Origin of the sequence: Peristeroidobacter soli (genome assembly GCF_004138485.1) — a bacterium.
Lineage (GTDB): Bacteria > Pseudomonadota > Gammaproteobacteria > Steroidobacterales > Steroidobacteraceae > Steroidobacter > Steroidobacter soli.
Genome location: NZ_RYEV01000005.1, coordinates 380940 through 405889 on the forward strand (window position 1 = coordinate 380940; position 24950 = coordinate 405889).

The 24950-nt window shown below is 62.7% G+C and carries 17 protein-coding genes; 11 read left to right on the forward strand and 6 right to left on the reverse strand.

The genetic code is table 11. From position 1 onward, the window contains the following. Complete coding sequence (locus EKO19_RS23220) at positions 1-1656, forward strand: hypothetical protein (RefSeq protein ID WP_129779024.1); 1656 nt, start codon at positions 1-3, stop codon at positions 1654-1656. On the opposite strand, the gene selB is transcribed toward EKO19_RS23220, so the two are convergent. The 5 genes from selB to fdnG are packed head-to-tail and all read right to left on the reverse strand — an operon-like array spanning position 1644 to position 9123. Then, positions 1644-3569, reverse strand: coding sequence for a selenocysteine-specific translation elongation factor (gene selB / locus EKO19_RS23225; protein ID WP_129779026.1), 1926 nt, complete (start codon positions 3567-3569; stop codon positions 1644-1646). The two genes, EKO19_RS23220 and selB, sit on opposite strands and share 13 nt — an antisense overlap. Continuing rightward, a complete protein-coding gene (gene fdhE / locus EKO19_RS23230) occupies positions 3566-4504 on the reverse strand; it encodes a formate dehydrogenase accessory protein FdhE (protein WP_129779028.1) in 939 nt (312 codons plus the stop codon). Before fdhE ends, selB begins: the two co-directional genes overlap by 4 nt. Then, entirely contained in the window at positions 4473-5138 is a 666-nt protein-coding gene (locus tag EKO19_RS23235) for a formate dehydrogenase subunit gamma (protein WP_129779029.1), read from the reverse strand. The genes fdhE and EKO19_RS23235 overlap by 32 nt, the downstream gene beginning before the upstream one ends. Beyond that, positions 5131-6045: a formate dehydrogenase subunit beta gene (gene fdxH, locus EKO19_RS23240; RefSeq protein ID WP_129779031.1), complete on the reverse strand. Its 915-nt coding sequence runs from the start codon at positions 6043-6045 to the stop codon at positions 5131-5133. The genes EKO19_RS23235 and fdxH overlap by 8 nt, the downstream gene beginning before the upstream one ends. Before the next feature lie 9 nt (positions 6046-6054). Further along, complete coding sequence (fdnG, locus tag EKO19_RS23245) at positions 6055-9123, reverse strand: formate dehydrogenase-N subunit alpha (protein ID WP_157995405.1); 3069 nt, start codon at positions 9121-9123, stop codon at positions 6055-6057. A gap of 149 nt (positions 9124-9272) precedes the next feature. Between fdnG and EKO19_RS23255 the strand changes: the two genes are divergently transcribed. From EKO19_RS23255 to EKO19_RS23300, 10 genes are all read left to right on the forward strand, one after another. After that, entirely contained in the window at positions 9273-11558 is a 2286-nt protein-coding gene (locus EKO19_RS23255; RefSeq protein WP_129779037.1) for a hypothetical protein, read from the forward strand. Further along, entirely contained in the window at positions 11555-12472 is a 918-nt protein-coding gene (locus tag EKO19_RS23260) for an AAA family ATPase (protein WP_129779039.1), read from the forward strand. Before EKO19_RS23255 ends, EKO19_RS23260 begins: the two co-directional genes overlap by 4 nt. Then, positions 12459-14276, forward strand: coding sequence for a hypothetical protein (locus tag EKO19_RS23265; RefSeq protein ID WP_129779041.1), 1818 nt, complete (start codon positions 12459-12461; stop codon positions 14274-14276). The genes EKO19_RS23260 and EKO19_RS23265 overlap by 14 nt, the downstream gene beginning before the upstream one ends. Next, a complete protein-coding gene (locus tag EKO19_RS23270) occupies positions 14269-15834 on the forward strand; it encodes a CHAT domain-containing protein (protein ID WP_129779043.1) in 1566 nt (521 codons plus the stop codon). Before EKO19_RS23265 ends, EKO19_RS23270 begins: the two co-directional genes overlap by 8 nt. Next, positions 15827-20173: a cell division protein ZapE gene (gene zapE, locus EKO19_RS23275; RefSeq protein WP_129779045.1), complete on the forward strand. Its 4347-nt coding sequence runs from the start codon at positions 15827-15829 to the stop codon at positions 20171-20173. Before EKO19_RS23270 ends, zapE begins: the two co-directional genes overlap by 8 nt. A 104-nt stretch (positions 20174-20277) precedes the next feature. After that, complete coding sequence (gene napE, locus EKO19_RS23280) at positions 20278-20421, forward strand: periplasmic nitrate reductase, NapE protein (RefSeq protein WP_129779047.1); 144 nt, start codon at positions 20278-20280, stop codon at positions 20419-20421. Between the two features lie 8 nt (positions 20422-20429). Continuing rightward, positions 20430-20783: a chaperone NapD gene (locus tag EKO19_RS23285; protein WP_129779049.1), complete on the forward strand. Its 354-nt coding sequence runs from the start codon at positions 20430-20432 to the stop codon at positions 20781-20783. Continuing rightward, positions 20749-23247: a nitrate reductase catalytic subunit NapA gene (gene napA, locus EKO19_RS23290; RefSeq protein WP_129779051.1), complete on the forward strand. Its 2499-nt coding sequence runs from the start codon at positions 20749-20751 to the stop codon at positions 23245-23247. The genes EKO19_RS23285 and napA overlap by 35 nt, the downstream gene beginning before the upstream one ends. Further along, entirely contained in the window at positions 23247-23741 is a 495-nt protein-coding gene (locus EKO19_RS23295) for a nitrate reductase cytochrome c-type subunit (protein ID WP_217705535.1), read from the forward strand. The genes napA and EKO19_RS23295 overlap by 1 nt, the downstream gene beginning before the upstream one ends. Beyond that, positions 23738-24391: a cytochrome c3 family protein gene (locus EKO19_RS23300; protein ID WP_129779053.1), complete on the forward strand. Its 654-nt coding sequence runs from the start codon at positions 23738-23740 to the stop codon at positions 24389-24391. The genes EKO19_RS23295 and EKO19_RS23300 overlap by 4 nt, the downstream gene beginning before the upstream one ends. Here EKO19_RS23300 and EKO19_RS23305 read toward each other — a convergent pair. Then, positions 24388-24912 carry an SRPBCC family protein gene (locus tag EKO19_RS23305; RefSeq protein WP_129779055.1) on the reverse strand — a complete coding sequence of 175 codons (525 nt, stop codon included), beginning with the start codon at positions 24910-24912 and terminating at the stop codon, positions 24388-24390. The two genes, EKO19_RS23300 and EKO19_RS23305, sit on opposite strands and share 4 nt — an antisense overlap. Positions 24913-24950 lie beyond the last annotated feature (38 nt).

A 24950-nucleotide genomic window follows, 5' to 3' on the forward strand; every position in this document is an offset into this window, starting at 1 on the left:
ATGAAAATTCGTAAACAGATTCTGGCGGGTGCAATCGCCAGCAGCATGATGGGATTGGCGGCGTGTGGTGGCGGCGGCAAAGGCACGCAGGACACCGGCACCGATGCGCGTGGCAACAGCGCAGGCTCGACCACCCGAGTGTTCCATGCTCGCGCGATCGACGGCTATCTCGCCGGCGCATCGGTGTATGTCGATCAGAACGACAACGGCAAGCTCGATGCGTTCGAGCCCCGTGCACTCACGGACAACGACGGTTATTTCTCCTATAACCATCGCACGGGCACGAACTATTGCGCGGACGGCGGACTGACTCAGTACTGTCTGCGCGGCACGATCGCAGCGAGCACTGAAGTCGTGATTCGCGTGACGGGCGGCTATGACACGGTTACGCAGCTGCCGTTCAAGGGCGTGCTCAGCCTGCGCTCGAGCGACTTGAATCGCGACGATCTGCGATTGGTGACGCCGCAGACCAGCATGGTCGCGGATTCATCGTCGAATATACAGAGCAAGGTCGACGCGCTGATTGCCGCGGGTGTGCTGAATGATTCGTTGAACGACGATTTGCTGGCGAGTGGAGACATCCAGCGAATGAGCCGTGCGCAGCTGGCGGCGATCATTTCGCGCACCACTGGCGAAGTGGGCAATCTGGCGCTCGGGCCGGCCACGTTCCAGGACATCGAGAGTACTTCTTGGGCGAACGGCTATATCGCCATGGCGGCACAGATCATCGACTTCGGCCCCTCGCAAACGTTCGAGTCGACTTTCTCGTCGGTCGATGCGTTGGCGGAGATTGCGCGTCAGGCCCTCTACACGGCGCAGAATCCGGGGCAGGTGACGCCTGCCACGTATCAACTGCCGAATCCCAGCTCGTTCCAGCCGCTGCTGGATTTCACCGCCGACCTGGTCGCGTTGAATGAAGAAATTGTCGGCGCCCTGCAGGGCGTGGGAACGCCGGAAGACTTGAAAGCAGTGCTGCGTCTGCAGATGGTGGCCGCCGAGCGTGCGCTGGCGAATCCGAGCGATCCGGAGCTGAGCAATCTGATCGATTGGGTTCGCAACCAGCTTGCTCAGGGCAATGGCCTCGGCACGGACCTGGCCGCGCTGGGTGAAGACGACATCGATCTGAGCACGCTGATTGCGCCGGGCTTCGGTTTCGATCGGAACTCCAACTCGATCAGTGCCAGCGCGAAGATTCCGGCTGGCGCGGCGACGGCCTTCGCGTCGCTCGTGAACACCGCGTTCTCGGTCAGCCTCGACAAGCCAGGCGAGCGGGGCGATGCGCTGTTCTTCGTCAGCGGCGCGGCGAATGCGCGCTCGGGCGATATCAAGGTCTGCGTGCGCTATCGCGGCGACGATGGCGATTTCGATACGACGAGCAGCACCGATCCGAACGGCGCGTTGCTGGTCGGCGGTCACTGGAGCCTGCTGGACGATCACACACTGACGTTGAGCATCGATGTCGCCGGCGGCGTGCGCTCGCTGCTGCTCAAGGCTGTGGGCACGAATGCCTCGGGCCTCGACTATCGCTTCGACTTCGGCAATGACCTGTCCGATTGGAGCGGCGCGGCGCCTGCTGGCTTCACGCCGGGCTCCGTGCCCGCGACCGATGCGGCTTGCAGAACGTCGCTGATCGAACGTTTCGGTCAACTGACCTGAGGGGAATGAGGGCGGGGCTCGCGATGAGCCCTGCCTGCCCAGCCGCTGTCCTTGCGCAGGACGTGCTGGTCCTGAACGCGTCGGGTGTAACCGACGCGATCGAAGAATTCCAGAATCTGTATGGTTCGTTTGCGGCCGAGCCCGATCGCATCCCGGTAGCGCGCGGCATTCACGCTGCCCCCTTCCTGGGCCAGCGAGGCGACGACTTCGGCCAGCGTGTCGACGCGATCGCTGTCGTAGAACAAGTCATGCACGATCTGACAGACCGCGCCGCAGGCAACTTGCTTGCGAAGAATCTGTCGCACGCGGTCTTCCGGCTGTCGAACGGCAGCGGCCAGGTCTCTCACCCAGGGTGGTTCAGGTCGCGCCTGCGCGATGAGTGATTGCAATTGTCGGGCAAGCTCTTGGTCGCTCTCCGAAAGCGCGGCGGCGTGGTGGGGCAGTTGCAGCCACGGGCCATGTCGAACGATCGAGCCGTCTTGCGCGAGTTCATCTATGAGCGCCGTCCAAAGTGGCGCGGGCATGTCCGGTCGTGCAATGCGACGCAGCCGTCCGCTATCGGGACCGGGATCGTCGGGAAACTCGACATGAAACTCTCGCAGGGCGATCAAAGCGTCTTCACGCAATGATTCCCACGTCGAGGTGAGCATGACGAACGTGGCTTTGACGACAGCATCGGCAGGAAAGGTCACGTTGGCGGACGCCGTCAATCGTTGCAGATCCGTCATGCTCACGCCGTGAGGCGAGACGGCCAGCAACTGCGACAATCCCTCACCCGCGAGCATCTTTTCCACCGCGTAGAGATAACGCAGGCGTTGATCCGAGCGGCGCTTGCGAGCCGGCGCGGAGGAATCGAGAACGACGCCGCCGCCAATCGTGTGTGCCGCCTGCGCGTCGCGAATGATGAAGCGATCGCCGGGCAGCGCGCACACTGCAGTTTCGAACACGAGCTGAGCTCGCGTCGACTCGCCAGCTTGAAGATGCTCCGACTCCAGCAGCATCAGGTGCGCCGTGGCGTGTGCGGCACCGAGGTGCACGTGAACCGTCGCGGCGGTCGCAAGTTTCGGCTTGCCATGGGCTAACAGTTGAATTCGTGCGTCGATTCGTTTGGTTGCAACCAGGGCCCGAGGTTCGCCGAGCCAGTCGCCCCGGGAGATCGCGCTTTTCTCGATGCCGGCGAGATTGAGCGCGCAGCGCTGGCCGGCGACGCCGCATTCACTCGGATGATTCTGTGCGTGAATACTGCGCACACGGGCAGCGAAGTTGCCCGGCATCACAACTACGCTGTCGCCGACCTGAATCCTTCCCGAGAACACCGTGCCCGCGACAATTGTGCCGTGGCCGGGCAGCGTGAAGACACGATCCACCGCCAGCCGGAACAGACCTCCATCCTTCCTCGCCGGCATGGCCATCGCCGCTTCATGCAGATGTTTTCGAAGCGATTTGGTGCCGGGATCATCGGCAGACGTGGCTTTCACCAAGAACAGGGGAGCGCTGGCGAGCGATGTGGGCCGCAGAAGCTCTCTTATCTCCGACTCCACTTCGCGCACCCGCTGTTCATTCGCCCGATCCACCTTGGTCAGCGCGACGGCGCCACGCGAGATGCCGAGCAGCTGAAGGACTGCGAGATGCTCGCGAGTCTGCGGCATGACGCCGTCGTCCGCCGCGACGACGAGCAGTGCGAAATCGATGCCGCAGGCACCGGCAACCATCGTATGAACCAGTCGCTCGTGACCCGGCACATCGACGAAGCCGAGCACATCGCCGTTGGGCAGCGCTGTGTAGGCGTAGCCGAGCTCGATGGAAATGCCGCGCTCCTTTTCTTCCTTCAACCGATCGGTGTCGATTCCGGTCAGCGCGCGCACCAACGACGTCTTGCCATGATCGATGTGCCCGGCGGTGCCGACGATCATGGCTGCTGCCACAACAGGGGATTGGGGCTGGCACGACGATAGCCGGCTTCGCTCAACAACAGATCCAGGCTCAGGCTGGCGAGATCGTCTGCGACCGGTTCGACCGCGACGTCATCTTCTTGATACAGAATCTTTCGATACGTCCGGCAGGTGTCGCAGCACTCGGCACGAATGCTTCGCGGCCCATCCTCGATGGACTGATAGCTGATGCCCTGGGTCGTCTGGCAGTGACTGCATTTCACCCGGACCATGTGCCACTCGGTCGCGCACAAGGCACAGTGCAGATAGCGCAGTCCTTGATGCCGTGAATCCGCGCGCACGATGCTTGCCACCGGCAGTGTGCCGCAGGTCGGGCAGACGCCGGGCACGTCGAGCTCGTGAATGGCGTCGATGTTTGTTCGACTCGCCAGCGCCACCCAGTACACCTGCAGGGCCGCCATGATGAACGGAGCGGTCGCCGTGTCGACCTGCAGCGGCTGAACCGCCAACAAATTATCCGCTTGGGCTTCGAGCTGCTGCGCCGTCAGAGCACACACATGATCGGTGACCAGCAGGACTTGTGCGGGAAGATTCGGCAATGCTGTGAGCGAGCTGCAGATCGACGCCAGCGCCTGTTGCCACTGCGCCTGACGCTGCCAGCTCGCCACTGATACCAGGGGCATATGAAATGCCTGGGCATGGGCGATGTCCTCGTCGCCGGGCAATTCGAGCGGCCTGGATTCGATGCTTTCCAAGGCAGCCTGTTGGGCATCGGCAAGATGCGCCATCAGGTGCAGATAATCACGGATGGCATGTCCGATGGCACCGGCTTCGCTTTGCCGGCGCAGGCGCTCGGCGCGAGCGGAGAACACGCGCGCACGATCGGGAAGACGCAGTCGAGGAATGTCCCGCTGCGCGAAGGTCTCAATCTGACCGGGTTCGAGAATGCGTTGCATGGATCTTTTCCCGGAACCAGGCGCGGTGATGTTTCCACGCCCAGCCTGGCGTCACGGTACCACGCGTCATGGCCGCGATCGACCCCTTCACCCAAAAGGCGGCGTAGATGTGGACGACGATGGCGCAGATCATCACGAAGGCACAGATCGCATGCACGACCGCGGCGGCCCGAACGACCCCGACCGAGAAGTACAGGGAAAAATACTGACGCCAGATGACCAGGCCGGAGAGCAGCAGACCCAGAACGCAGAGCACGAACACGAAGAACAGCAGTTTCTGCCCGCCGTTGTAACGACCGACCTCCGGCGCGTTGGCCTCGCGGTTGTTCAGCACGTCGCGGCCCTGGCGCAGCCATTGCCAGTCGCGCCGTTCCATTCTGTTGAACTTCCACATCGTCGCTGCCAGCAGCGCGAAGCAGATTGCCATGAGCACGCCGAGGAACGGATGCAGGATCCTCGTCCAGGTGCCGCCGCCCAGCAAGCCGCTCAGCCAATAGAGGGCGGGATGAAACAAGGCCAGCCCGGAAAGCGCCGTCAGAATGAACACGATGGCCACGGTCCAATGATTGGTGCGCTCGTTGGGCGTGTAGCGCTCGATCGTGCGACGGCTCGGATCACTGGTGGTGTCAGCCATGGCGGGCCCGCTCCGTTGCTTGCGCGGCGGCCTGCTCGTCACTTTCGTGCGTCTCATTGCGGCCAACGCGGATGAAGTGGAAGAAACCAGCCAGGGCCGTCAGTGCGATACCGGCGAGGGCGAGCGGCTTGGTCACGCCTTTCCACAATCTGGTCGAGAGACTGATGCGCGGATCTTCGGGCAGGCCGTTATAGAGCTCGGGTTGATCGGCGTGATGGAGCACGTACATGACATGTGTGCCGCCGACGCCCGGCGGATCGTACACCCCGGCCTGATCGAAGCCGCGCGATTTCAGATCTTCGACTCGCTCGGCGGCATGCTGATGCATGTCTTCTTTGGTGCCCCAGACGAGCGCGCCAGTCGGGCAGGACTTGATGCAGGCGGGCTCGAGGCCGACGGCGACGCGATCCGAGCACAGCGTGCATTTATATGCTTTGTGATCCCGCTGCGAGATGCGAGGAATGTTGAACGGGCAGCCGGCGATGCAATAGCCGCAGCCGATGCAATTCTCCTCCTGGAAGTCGACGATACCGTTGGCGTATTGCACGATGGCGCCCGGCGCCGGACAGGCTTTGAGACAGCCCGGATCGGCGCAATGCATGCAGCCGTCCTTGCGGATCAGCCATTCCAGATCGCCGCCCCTGGCGGGGTTTTCATATTCGGCGAACCGCATCAGCGTCCAGGATTGATCGGTGAGATCGTGCGGATTCTGATAGCCGCCGACGTTGGTGCCGATCTCATCGCGCAGATCGTTCCATTCCATGCACGCGACCTGACAGGCCTTGCAGCCGATGCACTTGGTGGTGTCGATCAGCTTCGCGACCGTGCCGGTCTGTGCCTTGCGCACGGTCGGCGGGTGCGTGGTGGTGGCGGAGCGTCGGACGATATCGAGTGACTGTAGCGCCATGACGAGCTCCTACACCTTCTCGACCTTGACCAGGAACGCCTTGAACTCCGGCGTCTGCGAGTTGCCGTCGCCGACGAAAGGCGTGAGCGTGTTCGCGATGTAGCCGGGCCGCGCCAGACCCGTGAATCCCCAGTGAATCGGGATGCCCACGGTGTGCACGGTCTTGCCATCGATGTTCAGCGCCCGGATGCGCTTCGTGACGACGGCGACGGCTTCGATGTGTCCTCGATTGGAGCTGACTCTCACTCGATCGCCCGCGGCGACGCCGATCTGATCGGCCAGTGCGGTGCCGATCTCGACGAATTGCTCCGGCTGGGTGATGGCATTCAGGCGGACATGTTTGGTCCAGTAGTGAAAGTGCTCCGTCAACCGATATGTCGTCGCGACGTGCGGGAACTGCGCAGCGCTGCCGAGCGCATCACGGTCTGCTTTGAAGATGCGTGCGGCCGGATTGCTGACAGCTCGCGGCTCGTTGCGACTGAGCGGGTTGTAGCCGAGCGGCGATTCGAACGGTTCGTAATGTTCCGGGAACGGCCCCTCGACCATGTTGCCGCGGGCGAAGAAGCGGGCGACGCCTTCCTGATTCATGATGAAAGGCCCGACACCCAATGACGGATCGTCGTCCACTTTGTAGTCCGGTGTATCGGAGCCGATCCACTGCTTGCCATTCCACGCGACCAGCATGCGTTCCGGATTGAACGGCTTGCCGTTCGTATCGCAAGAAGCGCGGTTGTAGAGCACCCGCCGGTTAGCGGGCCACGACCAGGCCCAGTTCAAGGTCTGACCGATGCCGGTGGGATCGGCGTTGTCTCTGCGAGCCATGAGGTTGCCGTTCGGTCCCCAGGCGCCACAGAAGATCCAGCAGCCACTGAGGGTGGTGCCGTCATCGCGCAGCTCGCCAAAGCCAGCCAGTTGCTCGCCACGCTTGCGGAGCACCTTGGTCGGGTCTTTCGGATCGAGCAGATCGGTGAGCGCCTGACCGCAGTATTCCTTTGCGAGTTCCTCGGGCGTCGGCTTGTTGGGATGAATGTAGCGCCACGACAGGTTCAGGATCGGATCGGGATACGCACCGCCTTCGAGCTGATAGAGCTTGCGCAGTCGCGTGTACAGCTCGGCCATGATCTCGATATCGGTACGTGCTTCGCCCGGCGGCTCGGCACCTTTCCAATGCCATTGCAGCCAGCGTCCGGAATTGACCAGCGCACCGTCCTCCTCGGCGAAGCAGCTCACCGGCAGACGAATGACTTCAGTTTGAATCTTGCTCGAGTCCACGTCGTGGTGGACACCGAAGTTGCGCCAGAACTCCGACGTCTCGGTGACCAGCGGATCCATGACCACCAGATACTTCAGCTTCGAGAGCGCCGCGGTCATCTTCGCCTTGTTCGGAGCGGCGGCCAGCGGATTGAAACCCTGCGCCAGATAGCCGTTCATCTTGCCCTGGTCCATCAAGTCGAAGACCTGCAGCATGTCGTACAGCTTGTCGATCTTGGGCAGATAATCGAAGCCCCAGTGATTCTCGGCGGTGGCGGCATCGCCCCACCAGGCCTTCTGCAGGCTGACGAAGAATTTCTGGAAGTTCTGCCAATAGCTCATCTGATTCGGTCGCAGCGGCTTCTGCGAGCGCACGGCCACGTACTTCTCATAGTCCTGTTCGCGATCGAAGGGCAGGGTGATGTAGCCGGGCAAGCTATTGGAGAGCAGGCCCAGATCGGTGAGGCCCTGGATGTTCGAGTGGCCGCGCAGCGCGTTCATACCGCCACCGGAAACACCGATGTTTCCCAGCAGCAGCTGGACCATCGCCGCGCACCGGATCATCTGCGAACCAACGGAGTGCTGAGTCCAGCCGAGCGCATACATGATCGTCATCGCACGCGTGGTGGTCGACGTGGAGCTGATCATTTGGCAGATCTGCTGGAACTTCTCTTTTGGCGTGCCACACACGCGCTCGACCATTTCCGGCGTGTAGCGCGAGTAGTGTTGCTTCATCAGATTGATGACACAGCGCGGATGCGCGAGCGTCGGATCGGTATGAGCGAAGCCGTCCGCGCCGATCTCATATTCCCAGCTGGTCTTGTCGTAGGCGCGCTTTTCCGCGTTGTAGCCCGAATACAGGCCCTCGTTGAACGCGAAATCCTCTCGCACGATGAAACTGGCGTCGGTGTAGTTGATGACGTAGTCGCGCTGAATCTTGTCGTTCGCCAGCAGATAACTGATCACGCCCCCAAGGAACGCGATGTCGGTGCCGGCACGGATCGGCGCATAGACGTCGGCGACCGATGCCGAGCGGGTGAAGCGCGGATCGACCACGATCAGTCGCGCCTTGTTGTGCGCTTTGGCTTCAGTGACCCACTTGAATCCGCACGGGTGCGCCTCGGCGGCATTGCCACCCATGATCAGGACCAGGTCGGCATTCTTGATGTCGACCCAGTGATTCGTCATCGCTCCACGGCCAAACGTCGGGGCAAGACCTGCCACCGTCGGGCCGTGTCACACACGCGCCTGATTGTCGAACGCCAGCACCCCCAGACTGCGAATGACCTTGTGGGTGATGTAGCCGGCTTCGTTACTGCTCGCCGAGGCCGCCAGCATGCCGGTGGTCAGCCATCGGTTCACGGTCTGGCCGTCGGCGTTTTTCGCGATGAAATTGGCGTCGCGATCCTGTTTCATGAGCCGCGCCACGCGTTCCATGGCTTCATCCCAGGAGATGCGTTGCCAGCGATCCGACCCGGGGGCGCGATACTCCGGATATTTCAATCGATTCGGACTGTGCACGAAATCGATCAGCCCGGCGCCCTTGGGGCACAAGGTGCCGCGATTGACGGGATGATCGGGATCGCCTTCGATGTGAAAAATGCTTTGGGTGGCGTTTTTCGCTTTATCGCCGAGCGAATACATCAGCAGGCCACACGACACCGAGCAGTAGGGACAGGTATTGCGCGTCTCGGTCGCGCGCGACAGTTTGAACTGACGAACTTCGGCCAGCGCCTGGCCCGGCGAGAACCCCAGCAGCGCCAGGCTGGAGCCCGCCAGCGTACTGCCGGTGATCGCCAGGAACTGGCGCCTGGTCATATCGCTCATGGACGTGACTCCTGTGCGGGGATGACGTGGAGTGAGCCGAGTCTACTCTCGTCGCCGGCTACCGCAATGCGGTCACACCCCAGGCAAATTGACGCCCATCGGTTGCGCATTGGTATGATCCGAAATGTCGCATCGATGGGGATACAGATGTGCTTGAACGGATCTCGGCGTCTGGAACGCGTCGATGCCGCTGGACCGGGCTGCTCGTCGGGCTGGCGATCTTGGGCAGCTCGCCGTGCCGCGCCGAGGGTCCGCCGGTCAAGCTATCCATCCTGGGTGTGCCGGATGGCCAGATAAAACTGTCGGCCGACACCGCAGCGGTCGCATTGACGCTCGGGGTCGAGGCCAGCGGCAATAAAGACATTTCGGCCACGATCCGGAGCAGTCCGTTGCGCGATGCCAGCGGACACCTCCATCCCCTCGAGCTGAGCGCCGATAGTGGCCTGGCGTCGCAAGCGGCGGGTCCGGGCACCCGTGCCGAGTTGCCCATCGTCATTCCCGCCGGCCGGGTTGTCACATTCCGGGTGGCGGCAACGCTCGCCGCGACGGGTCAGTACACCGGCGACATTTCCTTTCTTCACGGCAGTACTCGAGACACCGCCCAGCTGTCGGTGACCCGTGCCGCTCGCGAGCTCGGCGTCGAAATCCAAGGCATCCAGCCGCTGCGAGCGGTGGCGGCGGTTGGAGGCGACAGCTACGCGCAGCTGCGAATCGTGTTGCAAGAGACCGCGGGGCGCCCGGTCACGCTCGATGCGCCGATCGTGACCGAGTTTTCACGACGGGAAGCAAACGGCGGCCGCGGACAGGCCAGCCAGCGGCTGCTCATCGGCATTCGGGATCCCGGGCCGCTGACGCTTGCGGCGAATCAGTCGTTGCCGCTGTCGTTCATTCTCGCCGAGCTGGAGGGAGCGGGAGAGTACCAGGGCAAGCTGCGAATCGGCGCGCGCGGCGCCAGGCCCGTGGATGCGGATTTTACCGTCACATTGCGCCAACCGGCCTCGGCCGCCTTCATGGCCATCCTGATCGGCGTCGGCATATCGATTGCCTTGCGTTTTCTATCCGAGAGCGTGCGTCCGCGGCTGGTCGAGATGCGGCGGGCTCAATGGTTGCTGCTGGAACTGGAGCGGATGCTGCAGGAGGCGCGGGATCAGCAAGAGGAGATCGCGACCATTCGCTCGTTGCATCGTGAGGTCAGTGCTCTTCTGCTGACGCTCGAGCTCGGCACGATGGAACCAGGTGTCCGGGAACAGCTCGATCGGCTGAGCGAGCGTCGCAAACTCACGAACCTGTGGATTTACTGGCGTCGGCGCGTCGCCGGACTGGTACCGAGCTCGCTGCGGGGCAAATTTCAGGGCGTCATCGTCAGCGTACGCGGCGTGATCTCGTCCGCGGACTCGAATGTTTCGCAGATCGAGCAGGCCAGGCAGCGGTTGCAAGGCCTCGATGCCCTGATCGAGACGGAACTGCGGCGGCAGCTGACTGCTCACATCGAGGCGCTGCGCAAGAGCATCGAGGCTGCGGTCGCGTCCCGACCGGAAGGAGCGATTGCAGGCAGCGCCGGCATTCTAACGGCCCGACTCGGTGAGGCTCGCAATCATCTCGGCGAGGACAACGTGCCGGCGGCGCTCGATATCTATACAGAGGTGAGCGCAAAGTGGGCTGAGATATTGGTCGACGACCTGATGGAAATCATTGGCGCCGGGGCGCCACCAGGCGTTGCGCCCGATCGCTGGGTCGTGGAAACGGACGCGTTACGAACTCAGTTGGCAGGCGCGCGTGCGGCTGTCTCGAGCAACGTCGAGCAAGCCATGGCGAGCTATCAGGAGGCATGGGCGCGCTATACGAGGCTGATCGGAGCGGGTCTGAAGCGCCACATCGAGGCCCTGCGAACCGAGGCGGCCGCCGATCAGGACCTCGACAGGGATGAGCGCGACACCGTGGTCAGTCTGATTCAAGGTGCTGAGTCGCAGGTGGCGGCGGCGTTGACTGCGGCCAGCGCGGCAAACACGCAAGACACGTTGACACAACTGCTGCAGGCAGAGCGCGCGACTTTGGAGGCTGAGCGCCGGCTCCATGGTGACAAGCGAGGCGCCATGCTTGCGAGCGAGGCTGCGCCACTGAAGCTCCCCATCGATCTGCCGCCCCCGCTGGCCGACGCTCACGCGGGTGATCGCGTAGTCACCCGGGAAGACCTGCGCATCAACGTGCGACAGACACGAGCGATCGACGCCGTATTGCTGGTGGTCACTGTGCTGGTGACCACCGTGCTGGGGCTGATTACGTTGTGGTCGCCCGATGCAACCTGGGGCGGCTGGGAGGACTGGATCATGGCGATGTTGTGGGGCCTCGGTCTGCATCAATTCACGTTTGCCGGCGTAGCCAACTTGCGCGAGCGACTGACGGGTCAACGCACCAGTGTGACGGTTTCTTCATGAAGAATATGAATGTACTGCCCTGGTCCAGCATCGTCGGTCAGACGCAGCTGAAGAACGCGCTCATGATGAGTTACATCGAGCCGCGCATTTCCGGAGTTTTGGTGAGCGGCGAGCGCGGGGCGGGGAAGTCGACCATCGTGCGTGCTTTCGCCCGCATGGTGAGCGGCACATTGCCGGTGACCTTGCCGATCAATGCCACCGAGGATCGGGTCGTCGGTGGCTGGGACGTCGGCGAGCTGTTGAAGAGCGTGCCGCGCTGGAAGCCCGGGCTGCTGGAGGAAGCCAATGGCCGCATGCTGTACGTCGACGAGGTCAATCTGCTCGACGATCACATCGTCAATATCATTCTCGATGTGACCGCCAGCGGTCTGTTGCGCGTCGAACGTGAGTCTCAGACGCGGGAGTCGCGCGTGCGCTTCACATTGGTCGGCACGATGAATCCGGAGGAGGGTACGCTGCGTCCCCAACTGCTCGACCGTTTCGGTTTGATGGTCGACGTTCGCGGGCTCGGCGACACCGGCCAGCGCCGGGCAGTACTGGATACAGTGATGCGGTCGGCGGCGGGCATCGACGACGGCGCGCTCGCGAAGGATGAAGCAATGCGGGTCGAGCTGGAGGATGCGAAAGAAAGAGCCGCTGCGATGAGCGTGCCGGAGCCGGTGCTCGAAGGGTGCGTGGCGCTGGCTCAGCGTTTCCAGGCCGACGGTCATCGCGGCGATGTCACACTCGCGCTTGCCAGCCGGGCCCTGGCAGCGCTGCAGAATTCGAATCGAGTCACCCGTGATCATCTTTGCTCGGTCGCGGCACTGGTGCTGCAACATCGACGCAAGATGCCAGGCCAGCGCGAACTGCTGCCCTGGTCGACCGAAGACGATGCGTCAGTCGCCGAAACACTTTCCGATGTCCGTGCCTGATCTCGAGCGGCTGATCGATTGCGTCGCTGTTTCCAGCGCCCTCGACGGGCTCCTGGTGTATGGCGCGAGCGGCTCGCAGCTGGAGTCCCTGGCGGACCGTCTCGCCAGAGGTCTGTTGCAGGCTGGCGCCGAGGCCGTGGATCGTGTGTGGCTCGGAGCCGCCGAAAGCGAGGATTTGCTTTGGGGAGTGGCGGATCTACCCCAAGGTTGGAATGGCCGCGGCCTGTTGGTGCCGCCGCCGAACACGACTCGCATCGTGATCGTTCCTGATTTGGCTCGCTTGTCGCTCGCCGCGGCTCGTGCGGGTGTGACCATGCTGGGCGCATCGCACGTGCGAATCGAGCGTCGTGGTCGCAGCAGTGTGGTTCCGGTCCATCATCGATGGATTGCCTCGCTTCCGGACGCAACGGGTTCCAGTGTTTCCAGACATCTGGTCGACCGGTTTCCCGTGCGCATTCGAATGCCCGTTCGACCGATCGTGAGTCGCCTCGATATTTTGCGAGAGGCGCTGACCCACCCGGAGCAACGCGCTCTACCGGGACCGAGCCAGGGGGTGAGGGAGCGAGGTGGCGCCCGAATCGTGACGGATGAGGCGATCGAGCAAACGATGAGCTGCATGGCCAGCAACGTGAGCGGTAACGTTCGCGAGTCCCTGGCGTTATTGGAAGTCGCGAAGGCGCTGGCTCTGCTCGACGCGAAGCCGAGCGTCGATGCGAACACCGTGCGTGAAGCGGCCCGACTATTGGACCTGGGCAAGCAGTCGGACCGAGACGAGGCAGCGGCGGATTCCGCCGGGGCATCGGCGACGCCGAGCTCCCTGGGAGCGAGCGCGGATTTCACCAGGCCCGATCCGATGCTCGTCACTCCCGTCGATGAGTGTGGGGCGAGTAACACGGAGCCGAATGTCCGGCTTGCAACGGCCGGTGACGCGTTGCTCGGCACGGATTCGCAGATCGATGGAGCCGACGCGCCCGCTGGCGCATCACCCCAGGCTGAAACGCTGCCGCCTCATGAGTACGCGTCGTTGCGAATGCCCTGGCGGCTTGCTCAGGTCGCCTCGTCGGGGCGAGGCACGATCATCGGCACCCGGCGTGCCGAGACGACGCGCGATCTGGCCATCGTGGATACTTTGTTTGCCGCCGCGCCCATGCAGTCGCTGCGCAGGGCGGCGTTGGAGCAACCACCGACCGATATCATTTTGCGTCGGAGCGATCTGCGTTCCTATCGTCGCGTCCCGCTGGCGACGGAGCTGTTCGTATTGGTGATCGACTACACCAGCGTCGTCGACCGCGAATGGCTCGATAGCCTGATCCCTTTCTTGCGGCATGCGTATGCGGCGCGAGCGAAAGTCTGCGTGATCAAAGTGGGAGCCAAGGACGCAACCAATCCGCTGCGTGCGGAACGGGTTCTCGCCCGCAATGTGCTGGTGCCCGGTATCGCCGCGCTGCTCGATGCACCTGCCGGTTCTGCCACGCCTCTCGCCGACGGCTTGTCTCTGGCGTTGCAAGCGATTCAACAGTCGTTCGGGCATGGCAGAGTTGCCGCCAGGCGCGCGACGCTAGTCGTCGTTACGGACGGTCGCGGCAATGTCACATTGAAAGCGAGCCGCGAGGGTTGTCTGACGGAGCGGGTCGGCCGGCAAGGGATCGAGGATGCGAGAAGTGTTGCTCGCGATCTGCGAGCGTTGACGCACACGAAGCGGGTTCTCATCAATCCAGGGCCGACGTTGTTGCGCGACTTGCCGTTGGCGCTCGCGGCGGCGCTCGACGCGGAAATCGTTCGAGTGACGGATCATCATGGGTGAGCGGGGCGATGCCACGATCGCCAGTGCCAAGGGCGCCGCGCCACGGCGGCCTACGCCCGTACGGCCACCGAAACGCGTCTATGTCGTGCCCAGTCTGGACCTGGCCGAATCCAGCGACGGCGAGGTCCCCGAGGGCGCCGATGACCGGATGGATCTCGGGCACGACTATGAAGTGATACTGACGTTGCAGAGCTCTGAAGCTGCGCCAGATGCGATCGCGATAGAGGGGGACACCTCCATGTCGCTGGTGTGGCAGGGCGCAGCGGCGCTGGAGGTTCTGGAGCCGGAGCTGCTGGTGGGGCCGAGCGACGTGGACAATGGCGCGTGCCAGTGGACCTTTACCGTGCGTGTGCCCCGGACGGCCGCACGCTGCATAGGGCAGTTCGGTCTCAAGGTCGCCCGGGAGCGAACGCTTCGCGAGTTGTCGAAGATCGCGATAAGCGGCAACTACTATGCGCCGCCGGCCGAGCTCGGTGAACGGGCGCACGTGAATCTGGCGTTCGAGCCCGATGAGCGCTTCGCGATAATCAATGTCACGGCGAACGGCGATGCTCTGGACCTCAGTTGCTATCATGCGAAGACGGGTCACGTCACCACGACCATTCCTCAGCCGCCGCTGAGCCTGGTCGATGTCGAGCGCGATGGCGGCAGCGCCATGAATGTATATACGAGCGTGCTCGAATACTCTCGGGCATCCATCCACGGTCTGCTTCGATGGCTCAATCGGGTGATCGAGTGCACTCAGGGTCAGGTGTCTCTTCTGATCTGCGAGCACGCCGACTCGCGAGTGCCCTGGGAGATGCTGGTGCTGCGCCAGGGCGGGATGCCGCTCGGGGCATTGATCGAGGTTACGCGGTGGACCGCGGTGTTCAACTTTTCCGAGGCCGTGCGTCTCGATCCCCAGGAACGACGTCACTTGCGCGGCGGAGTCGTACGATATATCGATGCCGTTCGCTTGAAGCATGCCGCCGCCGAAGTCGGCGAGCTGGACAGCTGCGAGCACGTCGAATGCGAATCCAATGCCAAGCTGGTCAAGACCCTGCGGACGCTGCCGCCGGACATCGCGATGGTGTTCATGGCCTGTCACGGCGTGCCTGCCTGCGACGCGGAGCACCGCAAGGAGCTGCGGAAAGCGAACCTGAAGAGCGGCGCGGTCAACTCGCTCGACTTCGAAGTCCTCGATGCGCCCAAGATGCGTCCGGCGATGATCGTCAATGCCTGTCACTCCGCGCGGTTGACGCGCACGCGGCTGGGAGTCGCCGGTTTGCCCGCGTTCTTTCTGTCCTATTTCAGCGAAACATTTGTCGGCACGCTGGGCGCCGTCGACGACCGGCACGCCGCCGAGATCGGCGCGAAGCTGCTCAGACAGGCGCGTCGTCCGGATGGTGTCCGGCTCGCGAAATTCCTGCGTGAGTTGCGCGAAGACGCGGTGAAGAATTTCGACGGAGAAACCGGCGCCGCGCGCTTCGTCAGTTCCTTCATGTACGTCCAGTACGGTTCGGTGGGATTCTCGGTGGGACTCAAGGAGCGCGGAGCAAAGGGTGACCGCAATGGATGAGCACATCCCACTGCAATTTCGCATCAACTATCCGCGCAAGCCCAGGGCGGGGGTGCGCTATCTCATCTCGGTCGACGTCGATTGCGACCTGCGGTCCGGGCAGTGGCCGTACGCGGAGGAGGAATATCCCGTCACTTGTTTTCTCGATGCCGGGCCGGCGTTCGTGCAGGAGTCCGCCGGCGATTCCACCATCGTCGTGCATCGGTTCGGGGGCTCGTATGGCCCGGCCAAATTCTGGGTCACGGCGCGGGAGCCCGGTCCGGCCAATATTCGCTATGTGCTGGTGAATCGCGCGGGCGTGCCGATTGTGAGCCGCAGCGCGGCGGTGGATGTTGTCGAGCAGGCGCGCCCGCAGGTGGTGGTCGATGCCGGAAGGGACCTGGTCGAGTCGATTTCGCGGCCAGTCCCGCAGCCCGCCGCCAGGCCGGCATCAGCTCGAGTGTTTCGCTGGTTACATCTGGGCGATCTGCATTATCGCGTCCGGGATGGCTGGTCCGCGCAGCCGCTCATCGACGATGTCTGCCGCCATCTGAGCGCGGACCGCCCCATCGACGCCGTCATCGTGACCGGCGATCTCACGATGCATGCCGGTGAGGAGCAGTTCGTCGGGGTGGGGGACCTTCTGTTCGAGCTGAGAAGCTCGATCCAGAAGTTGCAGCAAGCCTGGCCGGCGCTGATCGTCGTCCCCGGCAATCATGATGGCGAGCATAGAATCCCCTTCGATCGCGACGGACTCGGGGCCAGGATCGCGGACGGTCAGGAGCGAACCGCCGATTTCTGGAGCAATGAACAGGATCCGCAGCGGCAAAGCGTCGCGCGGGCGTTCTACAACTATGAATCCTGGCGGCGTCGGGCCGAATCGCTCGGCGGTAACGTCCGCGGCCTGTTGCCGGGCGACTTCGCAATCAGCCGTGAGATCAACGGCATTCGCGTCGGCATCGTTGGATTGAATGATTCTTCGATGTCGCCCTTCAGGACGTTCGGCGGCAATTCCGCATCGCTGGATCGCAAGCAGCTCGATGCGGTGTGTGGCGATGTGGCTGAGTGGGCCAGCCGCCACGAGCTGCGCATCCTGCTCACTCACCACGCTCCTCCGCAATTCTCACCGCAGACGCGTCAACATTTCCTGACCGACTTCGCGCCGCGTTGGCTGTTCGACGTGCGGTTGTATGCGTCCTGGCAGGGGAAGGATCCGGTCATCGACGACGGTCACGAGTATGCCATCGGCTGCAACGCGGCTCCGAAGAGCGAGGCCTGGGATTCCGGCGTGCGCGCCTATCGGATCGGCGAAGCGATCCTCGATGCGGAAGAAATCACGGTACGAGTACAGGGCCGTCAGCTGCGGCGCGCCGGTTGGACTCCCGATGTCTCCGATCGAACTGATAGCGATGGCGTACGGTCGGCACACCTGGGCGCGCGGCCTGCGCTGCCGGTGGCTTTGCCGGTGTCCACAGCTCCGGTGAGGAAACGGCACGCGCTGTTGGCGGGCGTGGGCGAAGTTGCCTCGCAGGAGCTGCCGCGGCTTCACTCGGCCGCGAGCGACGCGTATGCATTGACCATAGAATTGAGCCGCCTGGGCTACGCGAGCACGCAGTTGCTGTCGGACACGAGTGCGACGTCGAGCAACATACTGAAGACCCTCGATGAGCTGTATGCGAGCAGCGATCCGGACGATTTGATGCTGTTGTTCTTTGCGGGCCACGCCATTGCTCGGGATGGCACGACAGTGCTCGCGGCTCACGACTGGAGTGCAGCCGGCGGCGGCGTGGTGTTGGAGAATATTCTTGGATCGGCGCGCAAGGCAGGTCGTCGACTGCTGGTGCTGACAAACGTTGGGCCAGTATCGGTGCGCTCAGTGCCGGCCGGCACCGGTGTGATCGCGAACTGGGCTCCCGCTGTCAAATCTGACCGGGGCCTGCCATTGCCGCTGGCCGGGATATTGCTCAAAGCCACCACCCCGCCTGTCTCCGTGTCGGAATTTGCACGCGTGGTCGAGGATGCGGGCGACAGTTCTGCGTTCGTGAAACTCAGTTCTGAAATCGAGCCGCTGATCCTGGCCGAAGCGGAGCGGAAGCCGGCGTCCGGTGATCGAGCGCAACAACTGCTCGAACGTTTTCGCAAGACCCATTCGCCAACGATGCTGGCTCGCGCCGGCTTGCTGGCAGTGGAGCGCCGGGCGCCATCGCGTGTCGATCCGGCGCTCTGGAACGCTTTGGCAGAGGGCGGGCTCGTCGTCGACTCACCCGATCGAGGCTGGGACTTCGTCGTGGGGGTACAGCAGCTGCTGCAGTCGGTTGCGGACCGGGAGTTGTTCGTGGGAATGACGCTGCTGTGGGTCGGCAACCCCGATCACGAACTGCGCGACTCTTTGTCCGATCTCATTGACCGCGGCGCGAAGATTTACTTTGCCAGCGATACGAATAAAGCGGCGCCTGAGCTGCGCAAACGTGACATCAATATCGTGGTGGTGGAGCGACCTGATGGCCACATCGATGAAAGCCTCTATCGGGCCGCCGAGCTCATCAGGGAGGGCTGGCGGCTACCTGTGCTGCTGTTCAGCGCGCGATTTTTCTCCGAGAATGTTCAGGCGCGGATCAGTGCGATGAACTATGGAATGTTTGCGTGCGCGAGCGACTGGTCGGAGCTGTTCGAGTGGATATGCGAGGCGGCGGGGCGCACGATCAGTGCGCCACTGACCGCAGATCAGAGATTCTTGCTCGCGCGTGTTCGCGGCGCGGGCGTGCGCGCACGTGACGGGTTGATCGAAGACCCTGAATTCATCGCGCAGGGCCTGCTGCGCGTTACTGAGAACAGAGAGCTGGCGTTCGATGAGTATTTGAGAGTCATGCGTGCCGTGGCCGAGGCGAGTGCCTGTCAGATCATTCAATTGGTCGATGAGCAACCTGTCGTCATCGCTTCGCGATCAAGGCAGCGGCAGTCTGCGATCGGTCCCGGCAGTCGTCGGGCGTTGCTCGAGAAAGTCTCACGAGCGGGCGAGCCGATGTGGATTCCCGATCTCGCCGTAATGTCACCTGCGGTGCGCATCGAGGAAACGTCCCGCTCAATGTTGCTGGTGCCCGTGCGCGACATACGCGCTCTCGGAGTGGTCCAACTCGAGCTGCCCGAAACCGATGCACTCAATGAAACGACTCGGGCTTGGCTGGCCCGCTTCTGCGCGCCGCTGGCCGAGTGCATACGAGAGCTCACGGCGGAGGAATCCGCTGAGAAGAAAGATCTTGAAGCCGGGTCGAGCGAGGCGACCGTCACGGCACTTTACGAGGCCGAATGCGTGCGTTGGGGATATACACCGGATGCTGCGCAGCTCGCCGTTGCCGAGGAGTTGGAGCAACTGCGCTTGCGTCTGGTGACACCTGCGCCGAAACGGCGTCTGATCAATTTTCTCCGCTCGGAGCCGCGCAGGGCCGAGCGCGGCCTCTATATCTGGGGCGGCGCGGGGATGGGCAAGACATTGCTGCTGGACCTGTTCATCCGCAGTCTCACGATCGAAGCCAAGCAGCACGAGCAATTCCACAGATTCATGCGCTCGATACACGATGAGCTGCGCTTCACTGCGAAGGGGACCACTCCGCTCAGGGACATTGCACAGAGCATTGCGAGGCGTGCGCAGGTTTTATGCCTGGATGATCTTTTCGTCACAGACATCGCAGATGCGATGATTCTTGGGGGGCTGCTCAAAGAGCTGGGTGACGCCGGTGTCACCCTGGTGATCGGCTCCAGAGTGAGGGCTCGGGAGCTTTACAAGAACGGTTTGCAACGTCAGCGCTTCCTGCCGGCGATCGAGCTGCTGCAGGAACGTACGGTGGAGTTGGAGCTGCGAGGGGAAGTCGACCATCGGTCGCAGCTCCTTGTCTGGACCGCCAAGTGGCTCGACGCAGCGGACCAGGAGACGCAAGGGAGACTCGAGACGCTGTTCGACGCGCTCACGCGTGGGCAGGGTCAATCGAACGCCACAGTGACGATCCACGGAGCTCCACTATTGGCGCGATGGCTGAATAACGATGCCGTTTGGTTCGCATTCGATGAAATATGCGGTGAGCGGCCCAGTCTGGGCGATTACGATGAGCTGGGGCACCGTTTCCGCACGGTATTCGTGAGCGATGTTCCGCAGTTCGGGGTGGAGCATGAGGTTCAGGCGCATCGATTCGCGCTTCTGGTCGACTCGATCTACGAATGTGGCGGGCATCTCGTCGTATCGGCACGCGCGCCCATCGATACTCTGTACCAAGGCTCGCGATACAAGGGCCTGTTCGGAAGGACTGCCCAGCGGCTGACCGAGATGCAGACAGAGCTGTATTCGTCGCGTGACCCATCCGCATGATCTTCCCTCCGTGACTCCTCGCACCGCCTCTCGGTATTCCGTGATTCCTCCCTAAGCAATCACCGAATACAACGTGACTGGGCTCAAGGGGTTGGAATAACGACATGCAAGTGGAGAAGCGGCGCGAGCTGGCCGTATTCATCTTTCTGACATTCATCGTGGCGCCGATTCTATCGGTGCTGATCGTGGCCGGTTATGGCTTCGCGGTCTGGATGTATCAACTCATCGCCGGCCCGCCCTCGGTGTAACCAGAGCCATGCGCGAAATCTCACGTCGTGACTTTTTCAAGCTCGGGCGACCCGCGGGTGAGGCGGACGAGCCCATGGTGCACATCGCGAGTCTGCTCGTGCGAGCGACCGAGAAAGGCTGCGAGGCCGTGCGCGCGTTGATTGGCTCGATGCCCGGTGCCGAGCTGCACGAGACCGGTCAGGTCGGCAAACTGGCGATCGTGCTCGAATCGGCGGACAGCCGCGCGATCGCCGACGCCACTACGGATCTACAGCAACTCTCCGGCGTGCTCACCGTTTCGATCGTGGCGCACCTGATGGAAAGCGCCTCGGCAATGGAAGAACCTCATGACGCTGAATCGACGACAGTTCCTGCGACGTAGCGCGGCCGCATCGGCCATCGCGGCGGCGAGTCAGAATGCGCCGGCCCAGAACATCATTACCGAATCGCAATTCACCAAGTTGAAATGGTCGAAGGCGCCGTGCCGGTTCTGTGGCACTGGCTGCGGTGTGCGTGTGGCGGTAAAGGGCAACCGTGTGGTCGCGACACATGCCGACGCCAACGCCGAGGTCAATCGCGGCCTCAACTGTGTCAAAGGCTATTTCCTGTCCAAGATCATGTATGGCGCGGATCGCCTCACGCAGCCGTTGTTACGCATGACCAACGGCGCCTATGACAAGAACGGCGAGTTCACACCGGTCAGCTGGGACGCGGCGTTCGACGTCATGGCGCAGAAGTTCAAGGAGGCGCTGCAGGCCAACGGCCCGGAGTCCGTCGGCATGTTCGGCTCCGGCCAGTGGACCATCTGGGAAGGTTATGCGGCCAACAAGTTGATGAAGGCCGGCTTCCGCAGCAACAATCTCGATCCGAACGCGCGCCATTGCATGGCTTCGGCGGCCTACGCTTTCATGCGAACTTTCGGCATGGATGAGCCGATGGGCTGTTACGACGATTTCGAGTCCGCCGATGCATTCGTGCTGTGGGGCTCGAACATGGCGGAGATGCATCCGATCCTGTGGTCGCGCGTCGCGGACCGGCGCTTGTCCGCGCCGCAGGTGAAGGTCGCCGTGCTCTCGACGTTCGAACATCGCTCGTTCGATCTCGCCGACATCCCGCTGGTCATGAAGCCGCAGTCGGATCTGGCGATCATGAACTACATCGCCAATTACATCATCGAGACCGGTCGCGTGAATCGCGACTTCGTCGGCAAGCATGTGAACTTCAAGAAGGGCAATGACGATATCGGCTATGGCTTGCGGCCGGAGCATCCGCTGGAACAGAAGGCGAAGAACGCCAGGCAGGCGGGCGATTCCACGCCCATGTCGTTCGAGGAGTATGCGCGCTTCGTGAAGCCATACACGCTGGCGCACGCGGCGAAGATTTCCGGCTGTCCGGAGTCATGGTTGAAGCAGTTGGCGGAGCTGTACGCGGATCCAAAGGTGCGGGTCGTATCGTTCTGGACGATGGGGTTCAATCAACATACGCGCGGCGTGTGGGCCAATCATCTCTGTTACAACCTGCATCTGCTCACCGGCAAGATCGCCACGCCCGGCAACAGTCCGTTCTCATTGACCGGCCAGCCGTCGGCGTGCGGCACGGCGCGTGAAGTCGGCACCTTCTCGCATCGCTTGCCCGCCGACATGGTGGTGACCAATCCCGAGCATCGCAAGCACGCCGAGGAGCTGTGGAAGATTCCTCACGGCACGATCAGCCCGAAAGTGGGGTATCACGCGGTCGAACAGAACCGCATGCTCACCGACGGCAAGCTCAACGCGTATTGGGTGCAGGTCAACAACAACATGCAGGCGGCCGCCAACTTCAATCAGGAAGGGCTGCCGGGCTATCGCAATCCCAAGAACTTCATCGTCGTGTCGGATGCGTACCCGACGGTCACGACGCAGGCCGCGGATCTGATCCTGCCGGCGGCGATGTGGGTGGAGAAGGAGGGCGCGTATGGCAATGCCGAGCGACGCACGCAGTTCTGGCATCAGCTCGTCAATGCGCCGGGGCAGGCGCGCTCGGATCTGTGGCAGTTGATGGAGTTCTCGAAACGGTTCAAGACCGACGAAGTGTGGCCCGCCGAGCTGTTGAACGAGAATCCCGCTTATAAAGGCAAGACGCTGTTCGAGGTGCTGTTCGCGAACGGCCAGGTCAACCGCTTTCCATTGAGCGAGCTCAACCAGGAGTACGAGAATCACGAGTCGAAGGACTTCGGTTTCTATGTGCAGAAGGGCTTGTTCGAAGAGTACGCCTCGTTCGGCCGCGGTCATGGCCACGACATGGCGCCGTTCGAGAAATATCACGAAGTGCCTGGCTTGCGCTGGCCGGTGGTGAACGGCACGGAAACCAAATGGCGCTATCGGGAGGGTGCCGATCCGTACGTCAAGCCGGGCACGGGCTTTCAGTTCTATGGCAACAAGGATGGCAAGGCGAACATCTTCGCGTTGCCGTACGAGCCGCCGCCGGAGCAGCCTGACGCCGAATATGGTTATTGGCTGGTGACGGGGCGCGTGCTCGAGCACTGGCATTCCGGATCGATGACCGGTCGTGTGCCCGAGTTGTACAAGGCATTCCCGAACGCCGTGGTGTTCATGCATCCCGACGATGCCGAAGCGTTGGGTGTGCGTCGTGGCGTCGAGGTCAAGGTCGTGTCCCGCCGCGGTGAGATGCGGACACGTGTGGAAACTCGCGGTCGTAACAAGCCGCCGCGCGGCGTCGTGTTCGTGCCCTGGTTCGATGCGTCTCAGCTCATCAACAAATGCACGCTGGATGCCACGGATCCAATCTCGAAACAAACCGACTTCAAGAAGTGCGCGGTCAAGATCGTGCCGGTAGGAGCGGTGTGATGACACCTCTGATGCGGCGAATCGCGATCGTCGGCGTGCTGTGTTTCAGCGCTGCGCTGGCGGCGGACAATCTCAAAGGACTGCGCGGGCCGGCGCCGCTCAATGAAGAGCCCAAGGCACCGCGCATGGCAACGGTCGAGAACTTCGACGTGAAGCGGGGACGTGCCTACACGAGCCAGCCGCCGACCATTCCGCACGCCATCGATCGGTACGAGATCACGCGCAATGTAAACTTCTGCATGTACTGCCATTCCCGCGTGCGCAATGAGGAGTTCGGTGCGCCCATGGTGAGCGCGACTCACTTCATGGATCGCGATGCGAATTTCCTCGCTGAGATTTCGCCGCGACGTTACTTCTGTACGCAGTGTCATGTGGTCCAGACCGATGCGCGCCCGCCGGTGAGCAATACCTTCACCGACGTGTACGAGTTGGTCGAGCGCGAACAGCGCGCGAGCGATCCGCCGGCGCCGGCGTCGAAGGAAAAGAAGGAGTGAAGGCGCTGCTGGACAGGGCGCTGCGCTGGTGGCGGGTGCTGAGCTCGCCGAGCCGCTATTTCAGCCTGGGGTTTCTGGTCGTCGGCGGCTTCATCGGCGGCATCATCTTTTGGGGCGGGTTCAATACCGCGCTGGAGGCGACCAACAGCGAGCAGTTCTGTACTGGTTGCCACGAGATGCGGGACAACGTGTTCGCCGAGCTGAAGAGCACCATCCATTACAGCAACCGTTCCGGCGTGCGTGCCACCTGTCCGGACTGTCACGTGCCTCACAAATGGACCGACAAGATCGCCCGCAAGATGCAGGCGTCCAAGGAAGTGTGGGGCAAGGTCTTCGGCACGATCGACACCCGCGAGAAGTTCCTGGACAAGCGCCTGGATCTGGCCAAGCACGAGTGGGCGCGCTTGAAAGCGAACGATTCGCTCGAGTGCCGCAACTGCCACGCCTATAAATTCATGGACTGGACGCGTCAGAGCCAGCGCGCCGTGTATGTTCACTCGACCGCGCTGGCGGGCAAGGAGCACACGTGCATCGATTGCCACAAAGGCATCGCGCATCATCTGCCGAACATGGAAGGCATCGAGATGCTGTACGGCGCGCCGATCGAGCAGATTTCCTCGAGCGAGCCCGCCGCCCCGCCCAAGGACTAGCGCGTCAGGTTCTTCAGATCGATGCCGTAGATGGCTGCGTTCTTCGCCATGTATGCGGCACGCTCCTGGACCGGCCGATCGTTGACGGCGTCGGTCAGCATGTCGAGCAGGGTGTGCCAGCCCATGGCGTTCTGCGGGATGAAGCGTTCGAGAACGGGGAAGTGCTCGAAAGTCAGCAGGACCTCCGTACCGCGCGATTCGAGCTCGAACGTCGGGTATGACTCCGGATACGCGGACACCGCGTCCTCGGCGTCGTCAGCGTCGAACACATTCCAGGTATGGACGAGCTTATGCGGTGGTTGCCACTGCGTGACGATGCCACGAATGTGACCGTCGACCAGCCGGACCTTGCCGCCCTGGCGGGGTTCGAGCAACGCGACCTCGCCGTACCACGCGGGCAGTTTCTTCGGGTCGGTGAGATACGACCACACCCGCTCGATGGGGCCGGGGAGCAGGCGGGTGAAGCGGACGCTGGGAACGCTTGCCGTCTCACCGGGGGCATTCAGTTCGGCCTTGGCCATCGCATCACCTCGCAGCGCTCATGTCATTTGCCGGCGGG

What these genes read in the sequence shown, in the direction of transcription:
- EKO19_RS23265 (WP_129779041.1), top strand. Translation starts at nt 12,459, where the DNA reads ATGTCCGTGCCTGATCTCGAGCGGCTGATCGATTGCGTCGCTGTTTCC.
- EKO19_RS23220 (WP_129779024.1), top strand. Translation starts at nt 1, where the DNA reads ATGAAAATTCGTAAACAGATTCTGGCGGGTGCAATCGCCAGCAGCATG.
- EKO19_RS23295 (WP_217705535.1), top strand. Translation starts at nt 23,247, where the DNA reads ATGACACCTCTGATGCGGCGAATCGCGATCGTCGGCGTGCTGTGTTTC.
- EKO19_RS23305 (WP_129779055.1), bottom strand. Translation starts at nt 24,912, where the DNA reads ATGGCCAAGGCCGAACTGAATGCCCCCGGTGAGACGGCAAGCGTTCCC.
- EKO19_RS23270 (WP_129779043.1), top strand. Translation starts at nt 14,269, where the DNA reads ATGGGTGAGCGGGGCGATGCCACGATCGCCAGTGCCAAGGGCGCCGCG.
- zapE (WP_129779045.1), top strand. Translation starts at nt 15,827, where the DNA reads ATGGATGAGCACATCCCACTGCAATTTCGCATCAACTATCCGCGCAAG.
- fdhE (WP_129779028.1), bottom strand. Translation starts at nt 4,504, where the DNA reads ATGCAACGCATTCTCGAACCCGGTCAGATTGAGACCTTCGCGCAGCGG.
- EKO19_RS23235 (WP_129779029.1), bottom strand. Translation starts at nt 5,138, where the DNA reads ATGGCTGACACCACCAGTGATCCGAGCCGTCGCACGATCGAGCGCTAC.
- napE (WP_129779047.1), top strand. Translation starts at nt 20,278, where the DNA reads ATGCAAGTGGAGAAGCGGCGCGAGCTGGCCGTATTCATCTTTCTGACA.
- EKO19_RS23285 (WP_129779049.1), top strand. Translation starts at nt 20,430, where the DNA reads ATGCGCGAAATCTCACGTCGTGACTTTTTCAAGCTCGGGCGACCCGCG.
- fdxH (WP_129779031.1), bottom strand. Translation starts at nt 6,045, where the DNA reads ATGGCGCTACAGTCACTCGATATCGTCCGACGCTCCGCCACCACCACG.
- EKO19_RS23260 (WP_129779039.1), top strand. Translation starts at nt 11,555, where the DNA reads ATGAAGAATATGAATGTACTGCCCTGGTCCAGCATCGTCGGTCAGACG.
- napA (WP_129779051.1), top strand. Translation starts at nt 20,749, where the DNA reads ATGACGCTGAATCGACGACAGTTCCTGCGACGTAGCGCGGCCGCATCG.
- selB (WP_129779026.1), bottom strand. Translation starts at nt 3,569, where the DNA reads ATGATCGTCGGCACCGCCGGGCACATCGATCATGGCAAGACGTCGTTG.